The organism is Limnohabitans sp. JirII-29 (genome assembly GCF_003063395.1).
Lineage (GTDB): Bacteria > Pseudomonadota > Gammaproteobacteria > Burkholderiales > Burkholderiaceae_C > Limnohabitans.
This window is the reverse complement of the sequence record NZ_NESB01000008.1, coordinates 21,236-44,290: the sequence shown is the minus strand read 5'-3', so window position 1 is coordinate 44,290 and position 23,055 is coordinate 21,236. Positions and strand designations below refer to the sequence as shown.

Sequence of the window (23,055 nt, the reverse complement as noted above, 5' to 3'; positions counted from 1 at the left end):
CCGCCTACCGCAGGCAAGCGCCCGGTGCACACGACGCTGACTCCACTGGCTCGGCGACAATGCGGGCATGTTTGCACCACTCCAAAACGACTCCTTTTTACGCGCTTGCCTGCGCCAAGCCACCGACCACACGCCCATCTGGCTGATGCGCCAAGCAGGTCGTTACTTACCTGAGTACTGCGCCACCCGTGCCAAAGCGGGCAGCTTCATGGGCTTGGCCACCAACACCAACTTCGCCACCGAAGTCACCTTACAGCCGCTGGAGCGCTACCCACTGGACGCCGCCATTTTGTTCAGTGACATCTTGACCGTGCCAGACGCCATGGGCTTAGGCTTGAGCTTTGCCCAGGGCGAAGGCCCCAAGTTCGCCAAAAACGTCCGTGACGAAGCCGCGGTGTCTCAGCTGGCGATTCCAGACATGAACAAGCTGCGCTATGTGTTTGACGCCGTCACCTCCATCCGCAAAGCATTGAATGGGCGTGTGCCCCTGATTGGTTTTTCAGGCAGTCCTTGGACCTTGGCCTGCTACATGGTCGAAGGCGGTGGCTCAGACGACTACCGCCAAGTCAAAAGCCTGATGTACAGCCGTCCTGACTTGATGCACCGCATCTTGGCGGTCAACGCCGACGCTGTGGCCTTGTACCTCAACACCCAAATCGAAGCCGGCGCCCAAGCCGTGATGATTTTCGACAGCTGGGGCGGTGTACTGGCCGATGGCATGTTCCAACAGTTCAGCCTGGCCTACACCAAACGCGTGCTCTCGCAACTCAAACGTTCACACGACGGCGCCATCATTCCCCGCTTGGTGTTCACCAAAGGCGGCGGCTTGTGGTTACCCGAGATGGCAGAACTCGACTGCGAAGTTCTTGGTGTGGACTGGACGGTCAATTTGGGCCATGCCCGCGCACAAGTGGGTGGTAGCGTGGGCGGTCCAGGCAAAGCACTGCAAGGCAACATGGACCCCAATGCCCTGTTTGCACCCGCCGAACAACTGGCAGCCGAAGCGCGTCGGGTATTAGATGCGTTTGGCCAACCGCACACCGACACCAGCACCAACGGTCCAACTCACATCTTTAATTTGGGCCATGGTATCAGCCAATACACCCCCCCAGAAAGCGTCGCCGTCTTAGTGGATGCTGTACATCAACACTCGCGCAAACTCAGAAACTCATAACCCAAAAAGCGAGCGATTCATGTCAACAAATGCAAAAAAACCACTTCGGCCTGCGACTTATGCACAAAAAAGTGAATGCACTGCACCAAGAAGCGGTTTTCTTACATGGTCGATCAAAAGTTCTGCATTTTCTGTAAGTTATTGATTTGTATAGGCTTAACAGACTGCTTTTTTTTCGTGCAGTTTGATCAAAGCCTTGTTTTTCGGGCCTTTGGCAAGACTCAAGCAGAGATATCAACAAAGTTATCCACACAAAAGTTGAGTTAACCATGAAAACCATTTAAATCAACAACTTAAGCGCCTTTTTCAAAAATCACCTGAATAAAACCTCCCAACTGAGCGCTTGACATGTCGCATCCAATCTCCGTCATGGTTCACACACCTGCACACAGCGGTTTGGGTGGTGCGCTGACTTACAGCAGCGACATCCCAGTGGATCCCGGCGCCTTGGTGCGCGTCCCACTGGGCTCACGTGAATTGTTGGGGGTGGTGTGGGATGACACCACGCAGGAAGAGCACGTACCAGGCATCGTGCTGCGTCCTATCGCCTGTGTGCTGGAAGGTCTTGCGCCATTGAGCCCTCACTGGCGCCAGCTGGTGCAGTTTGCAGCCCACTACTACCAACGCAGCATCGGTGAAGTGGCGCTAGCCGCCTTGCCGAACCAGCTGCGCGAACTCAGCGCTGAGCAATGGAACAGACGTCTCAAGCGAAAAGCGAAGGCGCTCTCCCCTAGCGAACGTCATACGCCCGACATTCCAGTGGCTACGCAAGAACAAGCTCAGGTTTTGGACCAGATCGCAGCACACAAAGGCCCATTCCTGCTGTTTGGCAACACCGGCAGCGGCAAAACCGAGGTCTATTTACGGGCAGCGCAAGATGTGTTGACAGGCGATCCGCGCGCGCAAATTTTGGTCATGGTGCCCGAGATCAACCTGACACCCCAGCTCGAAGCACGCTTTCGCGAGCGCTTTGCGCCGCAATGGGGAGAGCAATGCCTGGTCACCATGCACAGTGGCCTCACCCCAGCGCAACGCTTGAACCACTGGCTGGCCGCACACAACGGCCAAGCACGTATCGTGTTGGGCACGCGCATGGCTGTTTTTGCGTCCATGCCTCAATTGCAATTGATCGTGGTAGACGAAGAACACGACCCTAGCTACAAACAACAAGAGGGCGCGCGCTATTCAGCACGTGACTTGGCGGTTTACCGAGGACAGCTGGAGCACGCCAAAGTAATTTTGGGCTCGGCCACACCCTCGCTGGAAAGCTGGCACCACAGCCGCCCTGCGACTGACACAGATCCCGCAGGACGTTACTTGCGGTTGCACATGCCATCACGGGTGGGGCAGGGTGCGCTGCCGCTGGTGCGCAGGGTGGACATGAATCGCCAGCCTTACAAAACTGTGTTTTCCAGCCACCTGCTCGACGCCATGCGTGAGCGCATCGCACGTGACGAGCAAATCCTGGTTTTGCTCAATCGCAGAGGCTATGCGCCTGTGCTGCACTGCACCGATTGCGGCTGGAAAAGCGAATGCCCACATTGCAGCGCTTATCGCGTATTTCACAAACTCGACCGCACCTTGCGGTGTCACCACTGCGGTTACACCCAGGCTGTGCCACGTGCCTGCCCTAGCTGTGGCAATCAAGACATCAGTCCGTTGGGTCGTGGCACCGAGCAACTGGAAGAACACCTGGGTGAATTGCTGGCCGATGTGCGTCGCCCCGATGGCACTGCGCTGCGCATTGCCCGTATTGACGCCGACAGTACGCGCCTCAAAGGCGAGCTTGAGCGTCAACTCGCAGAGGTGCATGCGGGGGCCATCGACATTCTGGTGGGTACACAGATGATTGCCAAAGGTCATGATTTCCGGCGCGTCACCCTGGTCGCTGCACTCAACCCGGATGGTGCCTTGTTCTCCAGCGACTTTCGTGCACCGGAACGCTTATTCAGTTTGCTGATGCAAGCCGCCGGACGGGCCGGACGTGACGCCAGCATGAGCTTGGCCCACGCTTGCGAGATGTGGGTGCAGTCATTTCACCCACAGCACCCACTTTTTGAAGCCCTCAAACAACACGACTACCCGGCCTTTGCGGACCAACAACTCAAAGAACGACTAGAAGCCAATTTGCCCCCCTTCAGCTTTCAGGCTCTGGTGCGCGCTGAAGCTCGCAGCCAGCAAGCGGCACAAGACTTTTTGTCCGCAGCGCGCGATGCTGGCACTGCGTGGGCAGACGACGCCCTGGTAGACATCTATCCTGCAGTCCCCATGTCAATTCAGCGGGTGGCCAATATCGAGCGTGCGCAAATGTTGCTTGAATGCACCTCACGCAAAGCGCTACAAGGATTTTTGAGCCATTGGCAAGCGCAGTTGCACACATTGCGCGGCCATCACAAACAAGTGATTCGTTGGGCCATTGACGTCGACCCACTGGCGATCTAGATCGCCCGCCTGACGTCATGACTCACGGATCGACGGTGCGCGCTCATGCGTGTAGCAAGGCCACCGCACCAGAGAAGGTGAAAAATGCCGCCGCCGTGGTCACCAAAATAATTCGTGCCACGCGTCCCGTGTCTGCATCAAATCGCTCCGTCAACAACGCCACGTTGCTGGCACTGGGCAACGCTGCCACCAAGACCACCACCACCATGGTGAAGCGGTCCATCGCAAAACCCATCTGAATGACGGTCGACAACACCAAAAGCACCAGCACAGGGTGCAAAAAAAGCTTGAAACAGGCGATTGGCAAATAGTCACGCAGCATGATGGGGGCGTGGTCACTTTCTCGAGTTAGCTGCTGAGAACGCGCCAGCACAGCCCCAATGGTGAATAGTGCGACCGGAGAAGCCGAGTCGGCCAGCAACCCCACTGTCTTAGCAAGAGGCCCCACCAACTCATACGACATGGCAGAAGACAGCACACCAAGAATGATCGCCCACGGCATGGGGTTGGCCAACACGGCCTTCAACGCATTCTTTGCAGCGCGTGCAGCGCCATGCTCATCGGCGCCATCCAGACGCGACAGGGCCACACACAACGAGGTGGTGATCACCAAGTCCACCACGATGGTCACAATGGCAGGACCAGCAGCGCCCTCACCCAAGAGGGCCACCAGCAAAGGGACACCCATAAAGCCCGTGTTTGGAAATGCGGCCACCAAGGCACCAAAAGCCGCATCGTTCCAACGAATCCGGGCATTCAAGCTCATTGCCACAGAGAAACCCACCATCAACAAGGCACACAAGAGGTAAGCCAAAAACAAGGTGGGGTCCAACAGTTGTGAAATCGGGGAGCCAGCCCCAAAACGGTAGAGCATGCAAGGCAATGCGAAATACAACACAAAGCCGTTCAGTCCGCCGATGGCGTCGCGGGGCAACAGGCCACGCTGGATGGCAACAAAACCAGCCAGAACCAATGCAAAGAAAGGGAAGGTCACAAAAAGAATGTTCAGCACCCAGGTATTTTGCCTGCGAAGTGCCCCGGTATCATTGCCCGCTTTGCCTTCTCACACACACGCATGTCTGCTGGTCTCAATCTCGCGCAACAAGAAGCCGTGAATTTCTTGCACGGTCCTTGTCTGGTGCTGGCAGGCGCAGGTTCAGGCAAAACGCGTGTGATCACCCACAAAATCGGCCGCCTCATTCAAGCCGGACTTGAACCACAGCGCATCGCCGCCATCACCTTCACCAACAAAGCCGCCACCGAAATGCGTGAACGCGCCAAGGGCTTGATTGGCAAAGCGGCCAAAGATGTGGTGATCTGCACATTCCATGCGCTGGGCGTGCGCATGCTGCGCCAAGACGGTGGCGTCATGGGGCTCAAACCACAGTTCAGCATCATGGACAGCGCCGACGTCACTGGTATCTTGAAAGACGCCGGAGGCACCACCGATGCGGCTACCGCACGCCAATGGCAATGGACCATCAGCCTGTGGAAAAACATGGGGCTCAATGCCACCCAAGCCGAGGCGATCGCCAAAGATGACAACGAACGCACCATCGCCAAAATCATGGCGCGTTATGAAGAGCGCCTCACTGCTTACCAAAGCGTCGACTTTGACGATCTGATTGGCTTGCCCCTGAAACTGCTGCAAGACCACGAAGAAGTTCGCCTCAAATGGCAAGCCCAACTCGGCCATGTGCTGGTGGACGAATACCAAGACACCAACGCCACCCAATACGAAGTACTCAAGTGCCTGGTGGGCAACAACGCACGCTTCACGGCGGTGGGTGATGATGACCAGTCCATTTACGGCTGGCGCGGTGCCACGCTCGACAACCTCAAGCGCTTGCCACAAGACTTCCCCGCACTCAAAGTCATCAAGCTGGAGCAAAACTACCGATCCACCAGCGCCATCTTGCGTGCTGCCAACAACGTCATCGAACCCAACCCAAAGCTCTTTCCCAAAACCTTGTTCTCTGAACTTGGCGAGGGCGAGCCCGTGCGTGTGGTCGATGCCGACAACGAAGAGCACGAAGCCGAGCGCGTGGTGGCGCGCATCCAGTCGCTGCGCGCTGGCCATGAAGTGGCAGGCGAGGGCGCGCAGCACCGAGAACTCAAAGACTTCGCCGTGCTCTACCGTGCCAACCACCAAGCGCGCATCTTTGAGAAAGCCCTGCGCAAAGCGCAAATTCCGTACAAGGTGTCAGGCGGACAAAGTTTTTTTGACCGTGCTGAAATTCGAGACCTGTGCTCTTGGCTGCGACTGTGGGTCAACAACGATGACGACCCCGCGTTCTTGCGCTCGGTCACCACCCCCAAACGTGGCATTGGCCACCAAACCCTGCAAAGCCTGGGCGTGTTCGCAAGCCAATACAAGCTCAGCTTGTTTGAAGCCTTGTTCAGCAGCAGCTTGTCGTCGGTGCTCAATGCACGTGCATTGGGCAGCCTGCACGAGTTTGGCCGCTATGTGAACGACCTCGAATTTCGTGCGCGCCACACCAACGGCGCAGAAGCCGCACGCACTTTTTTGACCGATTGGCTCAAAGACATCGACTACGAAAAACACCTCTACGATGCCGAAGACAGCGAGCAGGTTGCCGCATCACGTTGGACCAACGTGATGGAGTTTTGTGACTGGATGGCGCAACGCTGTGGCGGCGAGATCGACGACACCGCGGGCGTCACCACCAGCGGTGAAACCAAAAACCTGTTGGAAGTGGCCCAAACCATTGCCCTGTTGTCCACACTGACCGAACGGGAAAAAGACCAAAACGTTGTCACCCTTTCTACCCTGCATGCAGCCAAAGGCTTGGAGTGGCCACACGTGATGCTGGTGGGCGTGACAGAGGGGATGTTGCCGTTTCGGCTGGACGACGAGCCAGGCACCGAACACACCAACGAAAACATCGCGCTGCGTCTGCAAGAAGAACGCCGCCTCATGTATGTGGGCATCACACGGGCCCAGCGCACCCTGGCAGTGAGCTGGACGCGACGCCGCAAAAAAGGCCGCGACATGATTGCGGCACAACCCAGCCGCTTCATCGCAGAAATGGGACTGGATAAAACCACCGTCAAAGAAGACCCACGCGAAAAGCTCAAAGCCTTGCGCGCCGAGTTTGCCAAACGTGCCTCCGATGCCTCCGCAGAAACTGCTGCTGCCAACACACGCAGTTGAAACTTGGCGCCAAGCCCATGCGCCAAAATGATGTGGGTTATCACTGAAATTTGTTTGCCACGCCTAAGGGGGCTCTATAAATTCAGGCATCACTCAATCACATTAGGAGACATCACGTGCAAGGAAAAATTGGCCTAGAAGAACACTTTGCGATTCCTGAAACCCTGCAAGACTCGGCGGGCTTTCTCGCCGATGAAAGCTGGACCGAACTCAGCGCCCGACTGATCGACATACAAGAACGCAGACTGCGTGAAATGGATGACAACGGCATGGAGATGATGATCCTGTCGCTCAACGCGCCCGCCATTCAGGCCATCCCCAACCGTGCCAAAGCCATCGAGATGGCCAAGCGAGCCAACGACTTTTTGGCGGAACAAGTGGCCTTGCGTCCCAACCGCTTCCAAGGCTTTGCCGCTTTACCGATGCAAGACCCAGACGCAGCCACCCAAGAGCTTGAGCGTTGCATGAAAGACTATGGCTTTCGTGGTGCATTGGTGAATGGTTTTTCACAAATCGACACACCTGAGAACGTGGTCTATTACGACGCACCCCAGTACGAAGACTTCTGGGCCAAGGCTGAACAACTCGACGCCCCGTTCTATCTGCACCCACGCAACCCCATTCAGTCCTGGGCTCAGATCTACAACGGGCACCCCTGGCTCATGGGCCCCACCTGGGCCTTTGCGCAAGAAACTGCGGTCCACGCCTTGCGTTTGATGGCCAGTGGTTTGTTTGACCGTCATCCAGGCTTGAAGATTGTTCTCGGTCACCTTGGCGAAGGCCTGCCGTTCAACATGTGGCGTGTGGACAACCGAAATGGCTGGGTCAAGGCCCCCAAGAGCTACCCGGCTAAAAAGCCACTGACCGACTACTTCCAGCAAAACTTCTGGCTCACCACCTCTGGCAACTTCCGCACACAGACCTTGATTGATGCCATGATGGAAATTGGTGCGGACCGTATCCTGTTCTCCACCGACTGGCCATTTGAAAATGTGGACCATGCCTGCACATGGTTTGACGCCACCAGCATCAGCGAAGCAGACCGCCTCAAAATTGGTCGCACCAACGCTGTCGACCTGTTCAAGTTGAAGATCTGATTCACCTTCAACCACCCCGTGCCCGCTTCAAGTCCCGGTGACTTTGGCGGGCATCTTTTTGCCCACCACAAGACATCAATCTCGGTGATTGAGCATGTCCATGTTGTCGTAAATACGCGCCAAGAACCCACGCAAGGTATTCGCCTCGTCCGCGCTCAGCCCTGCCAACGCCACCCGTTCATACAGTTGCGCCAGCGGAATCACCCGGTCCACCAACGCCTCGCCCTTGGGGGTGAGATGCAAAGAGCGCGCGCGTGCATCCGCACTGTCTCGTTCACGCACCACCAACTTGCGCTTGATCATCGCGTCGATCAAACGCGACAAGGTCGATGCGTCGATTGATGTGTGATGGGCCACCTCACCAATGCGCTGTGACGGTTGATGCCGCAGCGTCGCACAGACGCGCCATTCGTTGAGCGAGAGGTCAAACGGCTTCAACTCCACCGTGAACGCCTGCCCTGTCCTGATACCTGCTCTTGCAAGTAAATAGGGGATGGATTCCTGCAGGTCGTGGCTCATGTCTTTGAGGGTATTAAGGTGAAAAATTTATCCAATACAAGGCAAGTCTAGCGAATCACTCTTAAGGGTAAGTCCTCGATTAATTTATATGCATTCGCATATTTAATTCGTTCATGCAGGGTGTGTGCACATCCGCTCCACTTCAGCACAGGAGACCTCACATGAACCGAGATCCATTGCCCCCGCTCACCGCCTTTCCTCCCGTTCCGTTTGATGCGCCAGGTCGCACATCGCCCGTGGCGGGTGCCCCGACCCTGAGCCAATTGGGTGATGCGGCGCGGGCCATGGTGCCCTACCTGCGTGAGCAAGCGCGCAACACCGAGTTAGAGCGACGGGTGTCCCAAAAGTCAACCGACATGTTCCGTGAGGCCGGTTTTTTCAAGCTCATGCAACCCGCACGTTTTGGCGGTTACGAATACGGCTTCACCGCGTTCATTGAAATCATCAGCGAGCTGGCCCGGGGTTGCGCCTCCTCAGCTTGGGGCTGTTCTTTGGGCGCTATCCACCAATGGGCCGTGAGCACCTTCCCCGAGCAAGCCCAGCAAGATGTCTGGGGCGAGAACCCCTACGCCATCATGTGCGGCTCTTATGCGCCTGCAGGTAAAGCAGAAAAAGTGGACGGTGGCTACACCGTCCAGGGCGAATGGCACTGGGCCTCCAACGTCGACAACTCCGAGTGGGCGTTGCTGGGCGTGGTGTTTCCGCCCAACGAGGACGGCACCTCACCTGGCGCGGGCTTTGTCTTGGTGCCACGCAAAGATTGGCGCATTGAAGACAACTGGCATGTGGTCGGTCAAGCAGGCACCGGCTCCAAAACGGTGGCCATTGACCAACCCGTCTTTGTGCCCGCGCACCGTCGCCTGACGTTTGCCGAGGCCTCGTCCAACAACCCGCCGGGTGCCAGCGTCAACACCAACCCCATCTATCGCATCCCCTTCTTGTCTGCCGTACCGGTGTGTTTGGCTTCCCCCATGTTGGGCAATGCACAAGGCGCGATCGAAGTGTTTGAAGAACTCTGTGGCAGCCGCGTCACCCGTGGCGCCGTGGCAGGGGGCGGCAATCGCTTGAGTCAATTCTTTCCTGTGCAGTCACGTCTGGCCGAGGCCTATGCATCGGTTGACGCCGCGCGACTGCTGCTGTACCGCGACACCACGGAGGTGGAGAAAATGGCAGCGTCGCACACCATCATCGATGTGCCCACACGCATCCGCAATCGGCGCGACCATGCGTTTTCAACACGGCTGTGCCACCAAGCCGTCGAAGGTTTGTTCTCCAGCGTCGGCGGTGCCGGACTGTCGCTGGACCAACCCTTGCAACGCATGTGGCGCGACGCCAACATGATGGCGCGCCACATCAGCCTGAACTGGGATGCGGTGTCGTCGATGGTGGGCCAATACCACTTGGGCCTCGAACCCAAAGGCCAGTATTGAGACCCGTGGGAGTCCACACCATCGACTTGAATTTGTTTCTGGTGTTCCATGCCATCTACGCCACACGCAGCGTCACCCTGGCAGGCGAACAGTTGAACATCACGCAGTCCGCCGTGAGCAACTCGCTCAAGCGCTTGCGTGAACGCTTCAACGATGCGCTGTTCGTGCGCACCATGGATGGCATGGTGCCCACCCCACTGGCCGAACGCCTGATTGGCCCAGCCACGGCGGGCTTGAGTCAGTTCAACCAAGCCATCGACATGGGGCGTCACTTTGACGTCGAGAAATCTAAGCGACTGTTTCGCATTGCCATCAACGAGGTCGGGCATTTGGTGATGATGCCGCGCTTGTTCAACAGCATGCGTGAGTTGGCACCCCACATCAAAATTGAAACTGTGGCGTTGTCGCCTGCCGAAACCCGCAACGGCTTACTCAATGGGCACATTGAACTGGCGATTGGCAGTTGGAGTGGCATGGGGCCAGCGTTCTACCAGCAACGTTTGTTCTATGAATCCTTCGTCGTGGTCATGAGCCACAACAATCCACTGGCGCAAACAGGGCTCACCCTGAGCGACTACCTTCAGGCCGAACACCTCTCCTTCAGACCACACGGCTCGACCGACCTAGAGCTTGAATCCATGCTGCAACGCGCAGGCGTACCCGACCAACGCAACATCGTTTATGCCGCGGCACACGCGCAAGGGTTTGTGGAAATTATCAAAGACTCCAACTTGTTGGTCACACTGCCAAGCCGTCTGGCTCAGGCAATTGCAAGTCATCACTCGGCACTGACCGTAGTTGACGTGCCGTTTCCGGTGCAACCGTTTCAGATACGTCAGCAGTGGCATGAGCGTGTGCATCAAGACCCGGGACACCGCTGGTTGCGTGAGTTGGCTTTTGCACTCTTCAATGACTTCTCCACTGTCACGGGCCTGTCCTCTGCCCATGCGGAGTTGCCTTCAGATACCGACTGATTAGGTGTATTCCCGCATGCAAATTCATCCCGCAAATACACGCTATCGATGATCCAAATCACCCACCGACATACCCAATTCCTAGAATGAGACATGACTGATCACGCCCTCAAAAGTTCGACAGAAGATGATGCACACGCATCAGAACACCACCATCCTTCGCCTGAATTTCATCGGCTGCTTGACCGCCTTGAGCGCTTCTCGGGGGTTATTTTTATTCTGGTTGTATTACTGAACTTTGCCAGTGCGACAGGGCGTTATGTGGCGGGCACCCCCATCATGGGTGCGGACGAAGTTCAAGTCTTCACCATGATCTGGCTGATCTTTCTGGGCGCAGCCATGGCGGCTTTGCGGCGTATGCACCTGCGTATGGATGTGCTCACCATGAACCTGAGCCCACGCTGGGCTTGGTGGCGTCATCTCGCAGAAGCACTGCTCACGATGAACGTATGCGCAGTGATGGTGTGGGTGTCATCCGACTTCACTTACCAAATCTACGGTATGGAGCAAAAAAGCGATGCTGCAGAAATTCCGATGTGGATACCGCACATCAGCGTCGTGGTCGGCTTCACCGGTATGTTGCTGTGCAGTCTTATCGAACTCAAAGCACTGCTGCAACAGCGTGTGCGTAATCACTTCACGTCATGACTTACTCTTTAGCGTTGCTTCCTGTGGTCTTGCTGCTCATGGGCATGCCGATTTTTTTGGTTTTGTTGAGCGCTTCGGCCGTCACCGTCTTATTTGTGATGAGCGTTCCCCCTGCCGCCTTGCACCAAACCCTCTTTGGTGCGGTCGACAGCTTTGCACTGCTGTCGGTGCCCTTCTTCATTTTCGCGGGTGAGTTGATGGGGCATGGCAGCGTAGCCAAACGGATTGTGGATATTCTTCAGTCTGGCATCGGCTCAATGCGTGGCAGTCTGCCGTTGACCACGGTGGGAACCTCCGCGATCTTTGGAGCGATGTCAGGCGCCAGTGCAGCCACGGTCGCCACCGTTGGCCAGCTCATGTTGCCACCGCTGAAAGAACGCGGTTATCCCGATACATTCCGCGCGGGCCTGATCACGGCTGTGGGCGCCATCGACATCATCATTCCACCCTCAGTCCCACTGATCATATATGCGGCTGCAGCTTCAGAATCTGTCCCTAAGTTGTATGCCGCTGGCGTGATTCCTGGCTTGGTGATTGCTGCCATCTTGGCGGTGTACGTCGTCTGGATTGCGCGCAAGCTCAACATCTCTGACGGTCAACCCTTCTCCATGCCAGTGTTCTTGCATGCACTGGCCAGCGGTACGTGGGCGCTGGGGGCCCCGTTCATCATCTTGGGGGGAATCTACGGCGGGTTTGTCTCGCCCACGGAGTCTGCCGCGTTGGCTTGCGTGTATGCAGCGTTCGTCGCACGCTACATCTACCAAGATATGAGTTGGTCACAAATCGTGGGCTGTGCCTCACGCACGGTCACACTGACCGCACAAATTTTGGTGATCGTGGCTTGCGCGAATGTGTTTGGCTGGTTGCTCACCGTCAACCAAATACCCGCCACATTGGTGGAAGTGGTGAGCGGTTGGCAGCTCACACCCTGGATGATTTTGTTGGCGCTCAATGTGCTGTTTCTCATCGTGGGCTGTTTCATTGATCCTTTGTCTGCCATCCTCGTGCTTACCCCCTTATTGATGCCTTTGGTCAAAGCCGCAGGCATCGACCCGGTGCATTTCGGCATCGTCATCACCACCAACTTGGCCATTGGCATGTTTCATCCGCCCTTTGGGTTGAACATCTTTGTGACCCAATCGTTATTCCGCTTTCCGCTTCCCGTGATTTACCGGGGCATCGTGCCGTTCATCTACCTCTATCTGATCGCATTGGCGCTGATCACTTACATCCCATGGCTGTCACTGGCCATGGTGCGTTGGATTTATTGACCCACTTTCCCTCATCACAACAGGAGACAACCATGAACACATACATCTCACGCCGCAATTTGATGTCACTGGCAGCGAGCACGGTCGCCGCAGGCCCGTTGCTGCAAGTCAATGCGCAAAACCAAATCGTGATGAAAATCGCTGCAGCCACCATCAACGATGTGCAGCATTTTTGGATGAAATCTTTTCAGGCCGCGATCGAAAACCGAACAGGGGGGCGTATCAAGGTTGAGCTTTATCCTGCCAGCCAGTTGGGCGCCATTCCACGCATGGTCGAGGGCACAGCCATGGGCACCATCGAGTGCTTTGCTACGGCATCCAGTTTTCTCACCAGCTTAGACCCTCGCTTCGAGGTATTTGATGTGCCAGGCGTCATCCATGACACCCCACACGCGGTCAAGGCCTTCCAAGACCCTGAAATGCGCAAGCTGATTTTTAGCTTTGGTGGCAACCGCGGTTTGGAAAGCATTTCTGTTTTCATGCACAGCCCGCAGAACTTGGTGTCGCGCAAACCCATCCGAACATTGGCTGATTTGAATGGTCAAAAAATTCGGGTGCTGAGTACGCCCTTGCAGATGGAGCCCATCAAAAAACTCGGTGGTGCACCTGTGCCCATGCCACTGTCTGAAGTCATGCCCGCATTGCAAAACGGCGCCATTGACGGGTTCATCGCGGCCAGTACCGTGTTCTCCGCACTCAAGTTCTACGACGCGGCCAAGTACCAAACCCAGTTGCCCCAGTGGCCACTCATTGTGGTTATTGCTTGCAACAAAGCCTGGTTGACCAAGCTCCCAGCCGATCTGCGCGCTATCGTGCAGGAAGAAGCAGCAAAATCCGAAGCTGCAGCCAATGAATTTGGCGTGCAAGACATCACACGTGCACGTGATGTCTGGACACAAAACGGTGGCCAATTGGTCAGCTTGTCCACAGATGAAGCGGCCACGTTCTCCAAGGTGGTCAACCAAACAGCCACCGAGATCATCAACAAAAACACAGCTGCGAAGGGGGCTTTTGAGACATACGCCAACATCGCACGCAAGTACAAGTGACGGGACAAAGAAAAACCCCGTAGCAACTTGCGTTACTACGGGGTGAATCTGGTGGCCTGGGGCAGAATCGAACTGCCGACACGCGGATTTTCAATCTCGTATCAATTCATTTCGTAACAAGCTCTTAAGCGGTTTTTACTTCTACAAACTGCTGCGATTTTTTAGAGTTGCTTCACGCGTGTATGCTTAAGCGATCGCAGATTTGTAGAAGACGTCATGGCACGGTCAAGCAGCAATACCAAAGGCAAAAGTTCGGGAGATGCCACAGCATCCTTAAATGAATTGGAGAAGGTCACTGCACGTGTTGACTTTCTTGCTCACCAACACGACGAAGAGCTGGAAAGTAAGCCAGCTCGATCCAACCAGCCAGGTCGATTCAAGAATCCTCCCGAGGAGCATTTGGGGGAACGACTTAAAGAGATGCGTGAGTCAAAGCACATAACCCAAGGAGAACTTGCTGCTCTGACTTTAAGTTTGGACTCAGAAGGAAAAGGTATATCCAGAGCGGTGATTTCACTTTACGAAAAGGGAACCAATAGGCCCTCACCAAAGGAAATTCGACTTCTTTGCGAAGCACTGAAAGTTACACCCAACTATCTGATTTACGGAGATGAGCAGCCATTCACGCCAATATCTGATTACTCGCGTCTTGGCACTATTTCTCGGAGGAATGATCCGGAGGGATATGCGTGGGTAGCCTATGTAATGTCCATCATCCATCACAACCACTACGATGCTGTAATGAAGTTAATTCTTGATTTAGCGCGCGGTTGGGACAAGGGTTTTGACCAAGGACTTCAGGAAAAGGCTAACGCTGAGTTCTTGCGCCAATCCCAGGCACTTCAAGAGCGGCTTCGCGTCCGAGAATCGGCAACTAAGGTTAAGTTACCCAAAAAATAATTTTTCGTTGCATGCTTGCAATTTAAAATTACATGGTTTATTGTTCGCTTAGTGCGCAACTTTCCGTTGCACACACTAAACGTTACATTGAAAGACGACCATGACAATTGACTTTTCCCAACTGGCACTATCCCCCAACGAGTCTCGTGCCGCTCGTAACTTCCTCGGCCTCAGCCAAGCGCAAGCAGCCGAAAAATCCAACCTCCCAGGGCACAAGCTCAAACGCTTTGAAACCGGCAACTATGTGCCTGATGGCCAGTTTCTTCAGGACTTGCGCGAGTTCTTTGAGGGTGAGGGCTACAACTTCCACGATGAAGACGCACCCGGCGCCAAGGCCCGTGCCAAAGGGGATGTTTTCCCAGCTGGCGTAGTTGGTGAAACTGGCAGTTCTTCCAGTGAAACCACTGGTTTTTCCTCAGGAAAACCAACGCGCCCACAGCAAGCAAACCTACAGTTCATGCGCATCACGCCAGCACTCGAGGGCGATCAAATCGACCGCATCTTTGACTGCATTGAAGACAACGAGTCGAGCATTTCCAGCATCTGCGCTAAAGCGATCAGCATTGGTTTCATGAGTGAAAGCCCTTCAGCTGCGAGCCAAGCCGCTGCAATCGCCATTCAACGCCGCCTGGCTGAAAACGGCCTGTTGTTCGCCCGTCTGATGGGGCGCGAGCTGTTTCCAACAGACGCAACCGACAACGCAACCAAGGCAGTAAAAGCGAAAACGGTGGGTGAACTGATGCGCTTGGCCATGTCAGACGTACAGCGCGCCGTCATCGACGGCGACAAAGAGGCTCAGGCGCGCCGCAAAGGTCGCGCCGAGCCCACGGAGGTGTTGCAAGCGCTGGTCGGCTGAGAGGACGGTTGCGTGAAGCATCCTGATCAACAGACGGCAGTAGCGCGCCCACCCGCAGCTTTGACGGGGCGCCACCAGGCGCCGACCGGGGCACCCGCGCACACGTCAGTGTGCGTGGGGGGGGAGGGAACCACGTCATGCGAGGTTATGGCGTGCAAGGCTGTTTCAGCCCGGAGGGCAGACCTATGAAGCTGCCCACCCTTCACTTTCGAACCATTTGGAACGACACACAAGGTGGCGTGATCTCTTGTTGCACCACCAAAGAGGGTTTGTTTCTTTTCGTGTGGCCATTTGAGCTTGCACTTTTGTGGCCAGGAGTAGAGATATGAACAAAGTCATTGCCGCCTACTGGCTCTCCCCCACCCAACGTGCTTTGCGCGCACAGGTCGTAACACCGGCCGCAAAGCCTCAGCGTCGCCCTTTCTCACCGCCCAAAGTCCACCACCAACCCGGTTCGGAATTGGCTTTGAAAACGGCTCGAATTTTTCACTTCACGGGCAGTAACACCCCGTATGAGTCTCATGAGTGAGACAACAACAAGCGAAGCGCAGTACCTCATGGGACTCGATACGGTCAGATTAAAGACACCCTATATGGCACGCTCAATCGTCGACAAGATCAAGGCTCAAGGTGAAAGCTATTGCCGAGTCTGCAATGAAACCGGTGAGCGCATCTGGGAAATCACTCGCACCAATCTTCGCGCCTCACACGATGCTCGGATCATGGTCAAGCCGATGTACGAGGACTGCACCAAGTCTCGCAGCGGCAAGCCTGAATGGCACCCCAGTGAGCCTTATCTCATCGTTGAATGCTCTGTAGCCAAAGCGTTTCACGGCCACAACGTGTACGGCGTAATCGATGACCTTCAAACAGCAAGCGAACACCTGCGAGACCTTCTGCAACAACTGCTGGGCACGGCATTGCCACACACCCGCAATTGGACGGTACAGCGTGTGGACTGGGCAGAAAACTTCCAGCTCCCATACCTGGCAGTACAGGAGTATTTCGAGGGCATCTATCACGTGGCCTTCCCGCGCCGAAAGATGCAAAAGTACAGCAACGAGTCGATCTTTGTTCCAGGTACGACAACCACGATCAAGATTTATCACAAAGGCCCTGAGTTCCAAAAGAACGACCGCAAGCGACTTGCCTTTGTACTGCGAAGCCAGTTTCAACAAAATCGCCCACCAAAGGCCCCACCGGAATGGGCGTACCAACAAGCGTCACGCCAAGTAGCAGCACTGCAACGACTCGCCAACAACCGGCTCCGTGCCGAGGTTGAGATTCATGCAGAGAAGCTGGACTACGACTTTGACAAAAAGCCCAAGGTTCACGAAGTAACCACGGAATACCTGCAAGCGGTATTCGACAAAGAGATGCGCCGACTTTTGCGAGAGGGGCAAGAGGGCGTGCGCATTGTCCGTACCAGTCTTGCAGTTCGCGATCGCCTAGAAGCACGGTACTCACAGGAACTAGCAGGCTTACTGCATGGTTTTTGGTTGGGTCTCGCAACTCACGGCGAAGACGACATGAAGCACAGGCAAACCAGAGCGACTTTCTATCGCCGCCGCAAGCAACTTGTCGATGCAGGTGTGTCATGGCTGGCCACCGATCAACAACTCATTGAGCGTCAGGGGCAAATGCTACCCACTGACTTCTCCCCAGTTCGTGCAAACCCAAGGCGATGTGAAAGCCTTGTGCGCGAAAGACCTGCGTTCAATTACGAACGTGGATTACTCCAACTGGCCGCATGAGGCCACTGACCGAAAGGCAAATCATCATGAGCGAAACCGTACTTATCCTCCGCGCCTCCAAGTGGGAAATGACCGATGAAAAAACGGGCGAAGTCCGCAAAGGCTGCACGGTTCATTACATCAACGACTACCAAGTGGAAACAGCAAATGCCGTTGGGGATGCTCCCATGAAAGTGGCTGCAACCGACGAAGTGTTCACCGAAGTGAAGAAATACAAGGCACCTGGCGTTTACGAAATCAACACGCGCACCAAGCCGGGCAAAGAAGGCCAAGCGACTGTGGTGATGACGCAAGCCAATTTCGTCAGCGCATTCACATTGGCTCAAGCACGATAAAAAAAGCGCTCACGTGCAGCAACACATGAGCGCCCACCATCGACACATTCAGTAACTTATCAACGGCCTCGAAAGCTTAACTCAAAAGGTTTTCGAGGTCACTCCAGCGAGGCTCTTATGTTCAAGGCATCCAAGTCAATCTACGGCATCAATTTGTTTGTCTTGTTCATGGGTGAATTTGGTGGCCCCGCGGAGGTATGTAAACACCTAGGCGTTACGGAACGAACCGTAAAAAGCTGGATATCCAAAGGCAAAGTACCTCGCATGGCCGTACTCGCACTTTTCTGGGAGTCAAAGTACGGACGTTCAGAAATATTTACGGATCAAGTTAACGAGATTAGATGGCTCTACCGTCGAGTGTGCCTGCTCCAAGAACAGTACACAAAGGCCAAGGATGTTGTTGCCGGAGTGAAGCGCTTGCACTCAGGCGCTGAGAACGAAGCTTTCTTTGATGAATTGCCGACCATAAATGATTTGCCCAAAGAACGGTATTCAGAGTCGTTGGCCAACACCCGTGTTGAAGCGATCCCCAGTGGCACGATGCTCTCACCACGGACAAAAAATGCCTTGTCCTCATTCGAAGATAGACGCTCGTCGGTAGCCAAACAGAAGAAGGCTTAACTGTGGACTCCAACCTCTTTCTTACCTGCGAAGAGCTGGCCATGTTGACCGGTTTCAAAACACCTGCTCGACAGGTTGGCTGGTTGCGCACCAAAAGTTGGAGATTTGAAATCAACGGCAACAGAAGGCCCATCGTGGCGCGTAAATATGCAGAGAAGATGCTCGGCTGCGGGATACCCGAAGAATCGCCGTACAGGCCCAATTTCGCGGCATTGCAGGGGGCTTGATGGGCAGACGTAGACAGTCAAATCACGATGACCCACCGCGCTTTCATCGCAAGGGAAATGTTTGGTATCACGTGAGCGGCACACAGCCTCGGGTTTGGACCAAGCTGTCCAATGACCGCGCCGAAGCTTTGCGACTATGGGCACAACGAGAGGGCGTGCGAGAAGACGACTCGACCAAGTTGTTCTCGGTCATCGCCAAACGCTATGTGCGTGAGGTGTACCCCACCAAGGCCGTGCGCACACGTAAGGACAACGACAAAGAGTTGGTTCACCTACTACGCGTCTTTGGACACATGCCCATTGATGCCATTGCACCGATGCATATTCGCGAGTACCTGGACATTCGAGGGGTTGTAGCCAAAGTGCGTGCAAACCGCGAGAAGGCGCTTTTTTCGCACATCTTCAACAAGGCCCGGGAGTGGGGTTACACCATGGGCCAGAACCCATGCCAAGGTGTCAAAGGCTTCAAAGAAACTGGGCGTACACGCTACGTCACGGACGATGAGTTTGAGCGCGTCAAAGAGTTTGCTCATGCCACGGTTGTTGACGCCATGGACTTGGCACTGCTGACAGGTCAACGTCCCGCCGATGTGCTGAAAATCCAACGCGCAGATATTCGCGATGGTGCGCTGTGGATCGTTCAAAACAAGACGGGCGCACGCTTGGGCATTGAGATCACCGGAGAGCTGGCCACCGTGCTTGACCGTATCTACAGTCGCCCACGAAAGGCGATCAGCCCCTACCTGATTCAAGACGACAACGGACAGCCACTCAGCCAAATCGCTTTGCGCTCACGCTTTGACAAAGCGCGCACGCTGGCCAAGGTTGAGTTTCAGTTTCGAGACATTCGGGCCAAGGCTGCAACAGACACTGGTGATCTTGCGCACTCGCAAAAACTACTGGCCCACAAGAACCGGGATATGACGGAGCACTACGTTAAGGCGCGGATGGGGGAACGGGTGAAACCCCTAAGATAAGATATATCGAATATACTGTATATAATTACAGTAAAATCTTATCTCTTGTGCGAGACAATTGACAAACATGAATAAAACCTCACTCTTTGATGAACGTAGGGCAGCTCAAGCTGCTGCGTTCCTGCTTCATAAAGCAGGAGGTGGCTTGCCGCTCATTAAGCTTGTGAAACTCATGTACCTAGCAGAGCGCTTGTCCCTACAACGTTATGGCGAACCTTTGACTGGTGATCAGCTTGTCTCTATGCAACATGGGCCCGTGCTATCACAAACTTATAGCTGCATAAATGGAGCTACTCAATCGTTAGAGGGTGGATGGGAAACATGGGTCGCTGATCGAGCAGGCCATAACGTGGGGTTGAGAGACCCAAGCATGATTCGCTCACCAGAGCTAGATTTACTATCACTAAGTGACTCTGATCTTGAAGTTTTATCAGAGACATGGACAGAGTTTGGACATTGGAATCGCTGGGACCTTGTGCAGTACACACACGAACATTGTCCAGAATGGAAAGACCCAGACGGATCAATGATTCCAATTTCCCACTTGACGCTTTTCAATAAACTTGGCTATACGCCTGAACAGGCACTTGCACTTTCATCAAGACTTGCTACTCAAGAGCAACTGAAAGCAGCATTCTTCTAATAAACGATGGCATCGACTGGGCAAACGGCTTTAATACCGTCTGGTCCAGACGGAAGTCATCTATTTTTTTTGATACTCGGGCCCGCTCAACTAGTTGGTTACGGAAGCACTCCACAAATAATCCTAGTTAGCTTGTGCAGCGTTCACGATGGAGTGCCATACGATCCTGCCTGTGTACTAGAAGCAGGAGATCACCCTTTTATTCAGCGCAAGAGCTACATTGCATATCGTCACATGCGCGTCGATTCTGAAGCACATGTAGACGCCATGCTGGAAAAAGGAGTTTGGCAAAGTCACGTTGACTGCACCCCTTCAGTGATGCAGCAGATTATCGGTAATGTATGCGCATCAAAATTAGCACCCCGGGAATTCAAGCGCCTTTTTGGATGCAGCTAACGTATTTGTAGAAATGAATCTTTAAATGTAGAAACGCCCCAGAACCCTTTCGGGCGCTGGGGCGCATCATTACTGGTGGCCTGGGGCAGAATCGAACTGCCGACACGCGGATTTTCAATCCGCTGCTCTACCAACTGAGCTACCGGGCCAAGACGGCAATTGTAGCACTGTCAAATGGCCAATTTTGCAAGCTCAAAGTTGAGCCACTGAACGCAAGTTTTCAGCCGTGGTGGTTGGAAAACCAAAATATTCCAGATAGGCAGGAATTTGTTCAAACAGCATGTCCGCCCCTACTTGAACACGACAACCACGTGCTTGAGCAGCCGCTAGAAATGCGGTGATTTCTGACCGCATCACCACCTCACCCACAAAAGTATCTGGCGACAAACGCGAAACATCCATGGGCAGGGGGTCGCCTTCGCTCATCCCCATCGGCGTGGCATTGACCACCAAATCAAAACCTGCTGGATCGTTTGACCCTGTGCTGACATCGATGCCAGGATAGTTTTTCTTCAAACGCTGCCCTAATGCCTCAGCAGAGGTCGTGTTCACATCAAACAAGCTGATGGCAGCAATACCAGCACCGGCCAAGGATGCCGCTATTGCACAACCCACGCCCCCACTGCCCACCACCAACACGCGCGCGCCCTGTAAGTTCAAGCCCTTGCGTTGCACCCCACGGACAAAACCCGCGCCGTCGAACATATCACCCACTAGACGGCCATCCGGAGTGCGCTTGACGGCATTGCATGCGCCCGCCACTTTGACAGTGGCGGTGACTTCATCCAACAAACCCACAGTGGTCACCTTGTGCGGCATCGTGATCAAGGCACCACGGATGTTGGTCAATGCAAAAACAGATTTCAAAAACGCGGGGTAGTCCGGCGTCTGACATCCCATGGGGACAACCACAGCATTGATCCCGGCCTGTTCGAAGTACGGGTTGTAAATCATCGGGGACTTGAAGCTATGCGTCGGATAACCGATGTGGGCAATGATTTCAGTGTTGCCGTTGATCATGGGCTTATTTTTTCTTTGCGTTTTTCGCAGCTGTCACGCCAGCGCGCAAGGCCAACAAATAGCTGTCTTCGCCAAAACCGCAGATTTGACCTTTGACGATTTCGCCAAACACCGAGTGATGACGAAACTCTTCGCGCGCATGGATGTTAGACATGTGCAGCTCAACAATAGGACAGGTCAGAATGGCCAGCGCGTCGCGTATGCCATAGCTGTAGTGAGTCCAGGCACCTGCATTGATCAACACCGCATCGACGTTGTCGACAAAGCCTTGATGAATGCGCTCACACATATCACCTTCGTTGTTGGTCTGAAAGCACTCAACCTCAACGCCCAACTCAGCGGCAAGCTTTTTCATGCTGGCGTTGATCTCATCCAACGTGATGGTGCCGTATTGGGCTGGGTCACGTTTACCGAACATATTGAGGTTGATTCCATTGAGCATCAAAATTTTCATGGCTATCTTTGTTTCAGATTAAAAAAGGCAGCGGGCAATGGCTGCCCCGCTGCAACATCAAGCGACAGATTACTTGCGCATCTTGGCCAGCTCGGCCTGAACTTCCGCAACGATCGGGCCCACAGCAGCACTGTGTTTGTCGATGACAGGTTTCATTTTTTCACGCAGCTTGGCCACTTCAGCAGGCGTGAATTGCGAAACCATCATGCCGTTTTTCTTGAGCAACTCTAAGTTGGCAGCCAAAGCAGCGCGCGACTGCGTACGTTGGTTTTTCGCAGCAGCATCGGCTGAGTCGTCGATGATTTTTTTCTCTGTAGGGCTCAAAGAGTCCCACACTTTTTTGCTAAAAATCACCGATTGCGGGTTGTACTGGTGATTGGTCAATGTCACATACTTTTGCACTTCCCAGAACTTGTTGGCAGCGATCACGGAGACGGGATTTTCTTGACCGTCAATCGCTTTTTGCTCCATGGCGGCATACACCTCAGGGAAAGGCAGCGGGGTGGGGTTGGCGCCCAGGGCTTTGACCCAGTCCACGTTGATGGCGTTAGGAATCACGCGCAGCTTCAGGCCTTCGATGTCTTCAACTTTGTTCAACGCACGTTTGCTGTTGGTGATGCTGCGAAAACCCAGTTCCCAATAAGACAAGCCGACAATACCCTTGTCTTGCAGCTGCGCATGCATCTTTTGGCCAATCGGTCCGTCAGCAATAGCGTCAGCTTCTTTCTCGTTGGCGAACAAGAAGGGGAAGTCAAACACTTCCAAAGCCTTGACTTCACTGGCCAGAATGCCAGAGTTCATGACCGCCATCTCAATGGTGCCGCCTTTGAGAGAGGAGACGACCGCTTGGTCGCTACCGAGTGCACCGTTCAAAAACAGTTGCACCTTGATCTTGCCGCCAGACTTAGCTGCCACCGATTCAGCAAACGCCTTCATACCGGCCACAGCAGGGTGCCCCTCTGGACCATTCAAACCAAACTTGAGGGTGCGCTCTTTGATGTCTTGCGCGCTTGCGAAGCCAACAGCAGCCATGGCCACAGTAGCCAGCACAGATTTGATGAAAAAGCGTTTCATGACAAAGTCTCCAAAATTA

22 protein-coding genes and 1 tRNA gene are annotated in these 23,055 nt (G+C 54.5%); 17 read left to right on the top strand and 6 right to left on the bottom strand.

The genetic code is table 11. The annotated features are described in order from the left end of the window. The first annotated feature begins 67 nt into the window (after positions 1-67). On the top strand, positions 68-1,174 hold the full coding sequence (gene hemE, locus B9Z39_RS12980) for a uroporphyrinogen decarboxylase (protein WP_100147213.1): 1,107 nt from the start codon (positions 68-70) through the stop codon (positions 1,172-1,174). A gap of 348 nt (positions 1,175-1,522) precedes the next feature. Further along, positions 1,523-3,616 carry a primosomal protein N' gene (gene priA, locus B9Z39_RS12975; protein WP_108301997.1) on the top strand — a complete coding sequence of 698 codons (2,094 nt, stop codon included), beginning with the start codon at positions 1,523-1,525 and terminating at the stop codon, positions 3,614-3,616. A 43-nt stretch (positions 3,617-3,659) separates the two neighbouring features. On the opposite strand, the gene B9Z39_RS12970 is transcribed toward priA, so the two are convergent. Then, entirely contained in the window at positions 3,660-4,628 is a 969-nt protein-coding gene (locus B9Z39_RS12970; RefSeq protein WP_108301996.1) for an AEC family transporter, read from the bottom strand. Positions 4,629-4,691: 63 nt separating this feature from the next. Here B9Z39_RS12970 and B9Z39_RS12965 point away from each other — a divergent pair, with 63 nt between their 5' ends. Together B9Z39_RS12965 and B9Z39_RS12960 are read left to right on the top strand one after the other, a co-directional pair. Next, positions 4,692-6,791, top strand: coding sequence for an ATP-dependent helicase (locus B9Z39_RS12965; protein WP_100147216.1), 2,100 nt, complete (start codon positions 4,692-4,694; stop codon positions 6,789-6,791). A gap of 116 nt (positions 6,792-6,907) precedes the next feature. After that, complete coding sequence (locus B9Z39_RS12960) at positions 6,908-7,888, top strand: amidohydrolase family protein (RefSeq protein WP_100147217.1); 981 nt, start codon at positions 6,908-6,910, stop codon at positions 7,886-7,888. A 75-nt stretch (positions 7,889-7,963) separates the two neighbouring features. Here the strand turns inward: B9Z39_RS12960 and B9Z39_RS12955 are convergent, their stop codons facing one another. Further along, a complete protein-coding gene (locus B9Z39_RS12955; RefSeq protein ID WP_108301995.1) occupies positions 7,964-8,407 on the bottom strand; it encodes a MarR family winged helix-turn-helix transcriptional regulator in 444 nt (147 codons plus the stop codon). Between the two features lie 161 nt (positions 8,408-8,568). On the opposite strand from B9Z39_RS12955, the gene B9Z39_RS12950 reads away from it, so the two are divergent. The 13 genes from B9Z39_RS12950 to B9Z39_RS12885 all read left to right on the top strand — a co-directional run bounded on the left by B9Z39_RS12950 (position 8,569) and on the right by B9Z39_RS12885 (position 20,092). Continuing rightward, positions 8,569-9,837 carry an acyl-CoA dehydrogenase family protein gene (locus tag B9Z39_RS12950; RefSeq protein WP_108301994.1) on the top strand — a complete coding sequence of 423 codons (1,269 nt, stop codon included), beginning with the start codon at positions 8,569-8,571 and terminating at the stop codon, positions 9,835-9,837. Between the two features lie 5 nt (positions 9,838-9,842). Next, a complete protein-coding gene (locus B9Z39_RS12945; protein WP_108301993.1) occupies positions 9,843-10,811 on the top strand; it encodes a LysR family transcriptional regulator in 969 nt (322 codons plus the stop codon). A gap of 93 nt (positions 10,812-10,904) precedes the next feature. After that, positions 10,905-11,459 (top strand): TRAP transporter small permease, encoded by a 555-nt coding sequence (locus B9Z39_RS12940; RefSeq protein WP_108301992.1) that lies wholly within the window; start codon positions 10,905-10,907, stop codon positions 11,457-11,459. Continuing rightward, positions 11,456-12,730 (top strand): TRAP transporter large permease, encoded by a 1,275-nt coding sequence (locus tag B9Z39_RS12935; RefSeq protein ID WP_100147222.1) that lies wholly within the window; start codon positions 11,456-11,458, stop codon positions 12,728-12,730. The genes B9Z39_RS12940 and B9Z39_RS12935 overlap by 4 nt, the downstream gene beginning before the upstream one ends. A 32-nt stretch (positions 12,731-12,762) precedes the next feature. Further along, positions 12,763-13,779, top strand: coding sequence for a TRAP transporter substrate-binding protein (locus tag B9Z39_RS12930; protein ID WP_158269502.1), 1,017 nt, complete (start codon positions 12,763-12,765; stop codon positions 13,777-13,779). Between the two features lie 216 nt (positions 13,780-13,995). Beyond that, a complete protein-coding gene (locus B9Z39_RS12925) occupies positions 13,996-14,679 on the top strand; it encodes a helix-turn-helix domain-containing protein (RefSeq protein WP_108301990.1) in 684 nt (227 codons plus the stop codon). 100 nt (positions 14,680-14,779) lie between these two features. After that, entirely contained in the window at positions 14,780-15,535 is a 756-nt protein-coding gene (locus tag B9Z39_RS12920) for a helix-turn-helix transcriptional regulator (RefSeq protein ID WP_108301989.1), read from the top strand. Between the two features lie 593 nt (positions 15,536-16,128). Then, positions 16,129-17,289: a phage/plasmid replication protein, II/X family gene (locus B9Z39_RS12910; RefSeq protein WP_158269501.1), complete on the top strand. Its 1,161-nt coding sequence runs from the start codon at positions 16,129-16,131 to the stop codon at positions 17,287-17,289. A gap of 26 nt (positions 17,290-17,315) precedes the next feature. Further along, positions 17,316-17,624, top strand: coding sequence for a hypothetical protein (locus B9Z39_RS12905; RefSeq protein ID WP_146183333.1), 309 nt, complete (start codon positions 17,316-17,318; stop codon positions 17,622-17,624). Between the two features lie 117 nt (positions 17,625-17,741). Next, complete coding sequence (locus B9Z39_RS12900; RefSeq protein ID WP_108301985.1) at positions 17,742-18,245, top strand: DNA-binding protein; 504 nt, start codon at positions 17,742-17,744, stop codon at positions 18,243-18,245. Between the two features lie 2 nt (positions 18,246-18,247). Next, positions 18,248-18,472, top strand: a complete 225-nt coding sequence (locus tag B9Z39_RS12895) for a DUF4224 domain-containing protein (RefSeq protein WP_255416824.1) — start codon at positions 18,248-18,250, stop codon at positions 18,470-18,472. Between the two features lie 71 nt (positions 18,473-18,543). After that, a complete protein-coding gene (locus B9Z39_RS12890) occupies positions 18,544-19,449 on the top strand; it encodes a tyrosine-type recombinase/integrase (RefSeq protein ID WP_233249005.1) in 906 nt (301 codons plus the stop codon). Between the two features lie 67 nt (positions 19,450-19,516). After that, positions 19,517-20,092, top strand: coding sequence for a Panacea domain-containing protein (locus B9Z39_RS12885; protein WP_108301982.1), 576 nt, complete (start codon positions 19,517-19,519; stop codon positions 20,090-20,092). Between the two features lie 469 nt (positions 20,093-20,561). On the opposite strand, the gene B9Z39_RS12880 is transcribed toward B9Z39_RS12885, so the two are convergent. The 4 genes from B9Z39_RS12880 to B9Z39_RS12865 all read right to left on the bottom strand — a co-directional run bounded on the left by B9Z39_RS12880 (position 20,562) and on the right by B9Z39_RS12865 (position 23,036). Continuing rightward, positions 20,562-20,637: transfer RNA gene (locus tag B9Z39_RS12880), tRNA-Phe, on the bottom strand. A gap of 43 nt (positions 20,638-20,680) precedes the next feature. After that, on the bottom strand, positions 20,681-21,508 hold the full coding sequence (locus B9Z39_RS12875) for a shikimate dehydrogenase (protein WP_100147224.1): 828 nt from the start codon (positions 21,506-21,508) through the stop codon (positions 20,681-20,683). Positions 21,509-21,512: 4 nt separating this feature from the next. Further along, positions 21,513-21,962, bottom strand: a complete 450-nt coding sequence (gene aroQ / locus B9Z39_RS12870) for a type II 3-dehydroquinate dehydratase (protein ID WP_108301981.1) — start codon at positions 21,960-21,962, stop codon at positions 21,513-21,515. 69 nt (positions 21,963-22,031) lie between these two features. After that, positions 22,032-23,036 carry a TRAP transporter substrate-binding protein gene (locus tag B9Z39_RS12865; RefSeq protein WP_108301980.1) on the bottom strand — a complete coding sequence of 335 codons (1,005 nt, stop codon included), beginning with the start codon at positions 23,034-23,036 and terminating at the stop codon, positions 22,032-22,034. Between the last annotated feature and the right edge of the window lie 19 nt (positions 23,037-23,055).

Excerpts from the sequence above, each read along its gene's own strand:
- hemE (WP_100147213.1), top strand. The coding sequence starts at position 68 with ATGTTTGCACCACTCCAAAACGACTCCTTTTTACGCGCTTGCCTGCGC.
- B9Z39_RS12940 (WP_108301992.1), top strand. The coding sequence starts at position 10,905 with ATGACTGATCACGCCCTCAAAAGTTCGACAGAAGATGATGCACACGCA.
- B9Z39_RS12900 (WP_108301985.1), top strand. The coding sequence starts at position 17,742 with ATGTTCAAGGCATCCAAGTCAATCTACGGCATCAATTTGTTTGTCTTG.
- B9Z39_RS12865 (WP_108301980.1), bottom strand. The coding sequence starts at position 23,036 with ATGAAACGCTTTTTCATCAAATCTGTGCTGGCTACTGTGGCCATGGCT.
- B9Z39_RS12925 (WP_108301990.1), top strand. The coding sequence starts at position 13,996 with ATGGCACGGTCAAGCAGCAATACCAAAGGCAAAAGTTCGGGAGATGCC.
- B9Z39_RS12950 (WP_108301994.1), top strand. The coding sequence starts at position 8,569 with ATGAACCGAGATCCATTGCCCCCGCTCACCGCCTTTCCTCCCGTTCCG.
- B9Z39_RS12955 (WP_108301995.1), bottom strand. The coding sequence starts at position 8,407 with ATGAGCCACGACCTGCAGGAATCCATCCCCTATTTACTTGCAAGAGCA.
- B9Z39_RS12920 (WP_108301989.1), top strand. The coding sequence starts at position 14,780 with ATGACAATTGACTTTTCCCAACTGGCACTATCCCCCAACGAGTCTCGT.
- B9Z39_RS12965 (WP_100147216.1), top strand. The coding sequence starts at position 4,692 with ATGTCTGCTGGTCTCAATCTCGCGCAACAAGAAGCCGTGAATTTCTTG.
- B9Z39_RS12885 (WP_108301982.1), top strand. The coding sequence starts at position 19,517 with ATGAATAAAACCTCACTCTTTGATGAACGTAGGGCAGCTCAAGCTGCT.
- B9Z39_RS12935 (WP_100147222.1), top strand. The coding sequence starts at position 11,456 with ATGACTTACTCTTTAGCGTTGCTTCCTGTGGTCTTGCTGCTCATGGGC.
- B9Z39_RS12930 (WP_158269502.1), top strand. The coding sequence starts at position 12,763 with ATGAACACATACATCTCACGCCGCAATTTGATGTCACTGGCAGCGAGC.
- B9Z39_RS12910 (WP_158269501.1), top strand. The coding sequence starts at position 16,129 with ATGGCACGCTCAATCGTCGACAAGATCAAGGCTCAAGGTGAAAGCTAT.
- aroQ (WP_108301981.1), bottom strand. The coding sequence starts at position 21,962 with ATGAAAATTTTGATGCTCAATGGAATCAACCTCAATATGTTCGGTAAA.
- priA (WP_108301997.1), top strand. The coding sequence starts at position 1,523 with ATGTCGCATCCAATCTCCGTCATGGTTCACACACCTGCACACAGCGGT.
- B9Z39_RS12875 (WP_100147224.1), bottom strand. The coding sequence starts at position 21,508 with ATGATCAACGGCAACACTGAAATCATTGCCCACATCGGTTATCCGACG.
- B9Z39_RS12905 (WP_146183333.1), top strand. The coding sequence starts at position 17,316 with ATGAGCGAAACCGTACTTATCCTCCGCGCCTCCAAGTGGGAAATGACC.